Origin of the sequence: Bradyrhizobium sp. (assembly GCF_049586575.1) — a bacterium.
Taxonomy (GTDB): Bacteria; Pseudomonadota; Alphaproteobacteria; order Rhizobiales; family Xanthobacteraceae; genus Bradyrhizobium.
This window is the reverse complement of record NZ_JBAVCF010000636.1, coordinates 1-4,764: the sequence shown is the minus strand read 5'-3', so window position 1 is coordinate 4,764 and position 4,764 is coordinate 1. Positions and strand designations below refer to the sequence as shown.

Below are 4,764 nucleotides of genomic sequence, written 5' to 3'. Positions count from 1 at the left end.
CACCGGCGGTAAAGGTGCCGAGCGCCAATAACATGAGAACGGCGAGCCCCGTCGCATTGGAATTGAGTATCGCCTGGACGCCAGGCAACAGAGTCATATTCATCACGAGCAGGAACGAGCCCCAGTGCAGCGCTTGCGTACCTATCAATTGTATTCGCGCGTTTCTCTCGTTGGCGCTGGACCATCCGGAGCCGACACAGACTAATCCGATCACCGGCGCAAGAAACTCCCAATAGCCCATGATCGGTTGTCTCAACAAACTGCTATAGGCAACGCCGAGCAAGGTCAGGATCAACACAAGGCTGAAAGGCAGCTCCCTGACCCAGAAGCTGACGTGTGGCCCATTGCTGACGACGGTTTGCCGGCCCGATCGACCATCCCGGGGGTCCGCATTCATGCTGCTCATGCCGGCTGCTCCGCTTCGGCAGTTCTTGGAGTCGACTCTTTCTGCCATGGAGAAACCGCCTCTCGGCGGTTTCTCCGGCTGATAGACTTGTTCGAATCAGGCAACTCGCTTGAAAGCGTCGCGCGCAGCCTGATTGGCACGATCGAACGCAGCGCGGGTCTCCGTCAAGACCGCCATCAGCGCGGACCATGACTGGGTCCCCATCTGCTCCATCTGCTTCTGGAGTTTTACTTCTGCTGCGGCGGCATCGGTCTGCATGCGCTTTACGGCGGTATCGATTTCAGCCTGACGCTCGGCAGCGAATTGGTTGGTATCGCCGGCAAGCTTGTCCGCGGCCTCTCGCCACGCCTTCAGTTGAGCCGCCGACTGAAGTTTGAATGTTGCCCGCTGCTGCTCGAATTGTCTGCTGAAGGTTTCGACGTATTTCCTGACCTCGGTCTCGAACGAACTCCATTGTGGTTCCAGTTTTTCCTTTGCACTGGTCCACGCGGCCTCGTTGGCCTCCGCCTGCTTCTTGATGGTGTCCCTGAAGATATCACGGCTCTTGCCCAAATCAGCGAGGGCTTTTTTGGCCTTGTCGCGGGCATCGCCCTGCACTTCGGCAACTTTGCTTTCAAGCGACGTGAGTACGGCTTCCATTTCGTCGAGCCGTTCCTTGGCCCAATTTACATAGAAGTGGATATTGCCCTGCGTCTGCATTGCTCATCTCCATATGACCAACCCCCTTTAGCCCAATTAACATGCCTCCCATCTTTTCTCTTGATATGTGTCAACTTCAAATTCCAGGATCTCAATCGAAAATAGCAAGATGTACCGTACCGACGAACGATCACCTCCCATTCCCTACTATTGTTACCAATCGACTTCCAGGGCTTTTCTTCCGGGTTCGACAGCATCGAGCACGAGCGCAAGATGTCGGAAGCGCACGACGGCACGGGAGAAAAATCGGGGTTATGTCCACGGGTTTACCGCACGAGTTTCGCACCGGAAACGATCCGAACACCCCGCGCTGACCTTCCCGAACATGTTCGACGACGGAGGTCAGGAAATCATGCCTCGCGTGCGACGACCGTGAGAGCCGGGTGAGGACCGTCTCTGCCCGCCCTGCCCTGTTCAACCGGTCGGGGCTCGGTAAAGACGGTCAAACGCGTCCACGCCGTGCCGCCGATGAAGATTGCGCCGAAGCAAGCGAAGATCTCACGAGGTCATGGCATCGTTCCGCCGAGCCGGCCGACGCCGACGGCTGTACGCGGCAGCGTCGCGAGTTAAGCGGTCGTAGCCCGACCAGGCAAGATTTCGCTTGCAGCGTCGCTGCGAAAGAAGCCGCGAGCTTCTCAAGCTCGACGACGGGATGCGGCGGATTGCCTTCGCTCGGCGATGCGGCTGTATAGCGCATCGATCTGCTTTTTGAAGCGGCCTTCGATCACTCGTCTCTTGACCTTGAGGGTGGGCGTCAGGCTTCCGTCCTCGATTGTCCATGGCGTGGTGGTGGCCAGGACTGCGCGCACTTGCCAGATTGGCGAGAGACTTCGCGTCTGAGCGGAGATGCGTGAAAGGATAGCATCTGTCGCAACAGGCCCATCGAGGTCAGCCGGATCGATCGCAAGGTCGCGCGCAAACCGCAACCAGGCTTCACGATTGAGCGCCAAGACTGCGACAATGCAAGGCCGTTGGTCGCCGATGACGCACACCTGCTCGAACATCGGATCGTTCTGGATCGCCGCTTCGACCGCGTTTGGCGGAACATGCTCTCCGGTCGAGAGAACGATGATTTCCTTCAGCCGGCCCGTGATGAAGACGCTGCCGTTTCGGACCTCCGCGATGTCGCCGGTTCTGAGCCAGCGATCCGCTGACAGAGCCTCCGCCGTCGCCTGCGGATTTTGCCAATAGCCTTGCATGACCGCCGGTGATCGCACCATGAGTTCCGATTGCTCGCCGAGTTTGATTTCAAGGCCGTGAAGAGGTTGACCCACCGAGCCGGGCAAGGTGCCCTCGATAGCGGCCGAAGTGACAACGGGCCCGGCTTCGGTCAGCCCGTAGCCTTCCACTATCGGCAAACCAAGTCCGACCAGGAATTCGGCAGCGGCAGCCGGTAGCGCGGCCCCGCCGCTCATCGCCACGCGCAGGCGTCCACCGAACGCGGAGAGGACCGGGCGGGCCACGAACCGTTCGAGCAACGGCCAGAGCATCGCCCTTGCAAAGAAGCCAGGGGCTGAGCCACGGCCGTGTTGGAATTCATGCAGTTCCCAGCCGAGCCGCGCAGTCAGCGCAACGATCCCGCGCATGAGTGGATGAACGTCCACTTCGCGGCGCACCACGTCGCAGATTCGTTCATAGAGCCGAGGGACAGCAACGAGTACGGTTGGGCGGATAGTCACGAGATCCTCCCGCAATTGTTCGGCCGAGCGGGCGTAGACCACGCGCGAGCCTGCCATCATGGGCAGGTAATAACCTTCCGTGCGCTCGAAGGCGTGGGCCAGCGGCAAGATCGAGAGATAGACATCGCTCTGTAGCGGGGGAATAAGCTTGCTGTTCGCTTCGACGTTCCAAAGGATCGCGGCGTGCGAGAGAATTGCGCCTTTCGGGCGGCCCGTCGTCCCCGACGTGTAGATGATAGTGGCGACGTCCTGCGGCGCACACCGCAACGCACTATCGTTCGGCTCACTTTGCGCAAGAGCGCCGCAAAGCGCCGAGAGCCGCCGATGGCTCGACGGCAGAACGGAAACTCCGTCGAGCCCCTCCCTCACCCAGACGTGCTCAAGGGTTCCGTCAGAGACGAGCGGCGCGATGGTACTCCATCGCGCGGCGGTGTCGATAAGGCAGAGCCGGGCTCCCGAATCCTCCAGAATGAAAGCTGTGTTTTCAGGGCTGTCATTCGCATAAAGCGGCACCGTGATCAGGCCGTTGGCCGTCGCCGCAAGGTCAAATGCCACCCAATCCGTGCCATTCGGTAGCAAGATCGCGGCGCGATCGCCCGGCCGCAGACCGCTGCGCGCCAACGCCCCTCGCAAGCAAGCGACGCGCTGCGCCATCTCTCGCCAAGTCTGCTCTTCCCAACGCCCGTCGCGATGCTCGCAGTAAGCGACGTTATCAGGGCTACGCCCAACGCGTTTGGCGAACAGTCCGGGAAGCGTCCCAGCCTCTTCTTGGGATATCAGGTCTGTCCGCTCTGGTGGCTTTAATCCCATCTTTTAATTTCAATATGCAACGGTCTCCTCCTCGTTGATCTGAATCAACGCGATCCGACCTTTCCGGTGTGTCATTTGCGATGGTTGGAAAAGACCTCGATCGCAAGGAACAATGGTGACCATCAGGAGAGACAGGAAAGCTCATCTTGTGGGCGGCGGCATCGGCTCTCTCGCTGCGGTTGCTTTCATGATCCGTGATGGCGGACTGCCGGGCGGCAACATCACGATCTACGAAGCTCTGCCTGTGCTGGGCGGAAGCCTCGATGCGGGCGGTGATCATCAGGATGGATACACCTTTCGTGGCGGGCGCATGCTGACGACCGACAACTTTGAATGCACCTGGGGATTGTTCAAATCGATCCCGTCGCTGGTCAATCCAGGCAAGACCGTCTTCGACGAGACCGTTGCTTTCAACCAAGAGATCAAGTCGCATTCGCGGGCGCGCCTCGTGGACCGGAACCGTGCCATCGTCGACGTGAGCTCAATGGGATTCTCGATGTCAAACCGGATGGAACTGCTCAGACTGATGATGGCGAGCGAGCCCGACCTTGGCACAGACCGGATCTCCGACTGGCTGTCGGCCGAATTCTTCACGACCACATTCTGGCACATGTGGGCAACGACGTTTGCCTTTCAGCCCTGGCACAGCGCAGCGGAACTAAGGCGCTACCTGCACAGGTTCATCAAGGAATTTTCGCGCATCGAAACGCTCGCGGGAGTGAAACGCACCGTCTTCAATCAATTCGACTCGCTGGTCCGGCCGCTTCAGGCGTGGCTTTCGGACAGGGGCGTCAATTTCAGAAGGGGCTGTTTTGTTACCGACTTGGATCTGGCTTTCGAAGCCGGCAACGTTGTGGTCCAGGCGATCAAGGTCGGGGATCCCTGCAAGAGCGAAAGCGATACCATAGCGGTGGGCGCCGATGACCTCGTCTTTCTCCAGAATGCCTCGATGACCGACGCATCGAGCTTCGGTTCGATGACACGCCCTCCCGACCAGTTGACGAAGCAGGACAGCGGCGGCTGGGCGCTGTGGGAGAAACTGGCCAGGGGCCGTCCGGAGTTTGGCAATCCGGCGGCTTTCAACAGCAGCATTCCCGAATCTTGGTGGGAGTCCTTTGCCGTAACGCTGAGAGACACGGCTTTCTTCGACAGCATGGAAGCGTTCACTGG

The 4,764-nt window shown here is 59.5% G+C and carries 3 protein-coding genes and 1 pseudogene; 1 reads left to right on the top strand and 3 read right to left on the bottom strand.

From position 1 onward, the window contains the following. The 3 genes and pseudogenes from WB528_RS23550 to WB528_RS23540 all read right to left on the bottom strand — a co-directional run. Positions 1–406: pseudogene (locus WB528_RS23550) on the bottom strand (hypothetical protein); the annotation flags it as partial. 96 nt (positions 407–502) lie between these two features. Beyond that, the gene (locus WB528_RS23545; protein WP_423891203.1) at positions 503–1,105 is read right to left on the bottom strand and encodes a hypothetical protein; all 603 of its coding nucleotides are present in this window, start codon (positions 1,103–1,105) and stop codon (positions 503–505) included. A gap of 635 nt (positions 1,106–1,740) precedes the next feature. After that, positions 1,741–3,594 carry an AMP-dependent synthetase/ligase gene (locus tag WB528_RS23540; RefSeq protein WP_423891201.1) on the bottom strand — a complete coding sequence of 618 codons (1,854 nt, stop codon included), beginning with the start codon at positions 3,592–3,594 and terminating at the stop codon, positions 1,741–1,743. A 112-nt stretch (positions 3,595–3,706) separates the two neighbouring features. Here WB528_RS23540 and WB528_RS23535 point away from each other — a divergent pair. After that, positions 3,707–4,764: oleate hydratase (locus tag WB528_RS23535; RefSeq protein ID WP_423891200.1), on the top strand; the 1,058-nt coding region annotated here is incomplete at its 3' end.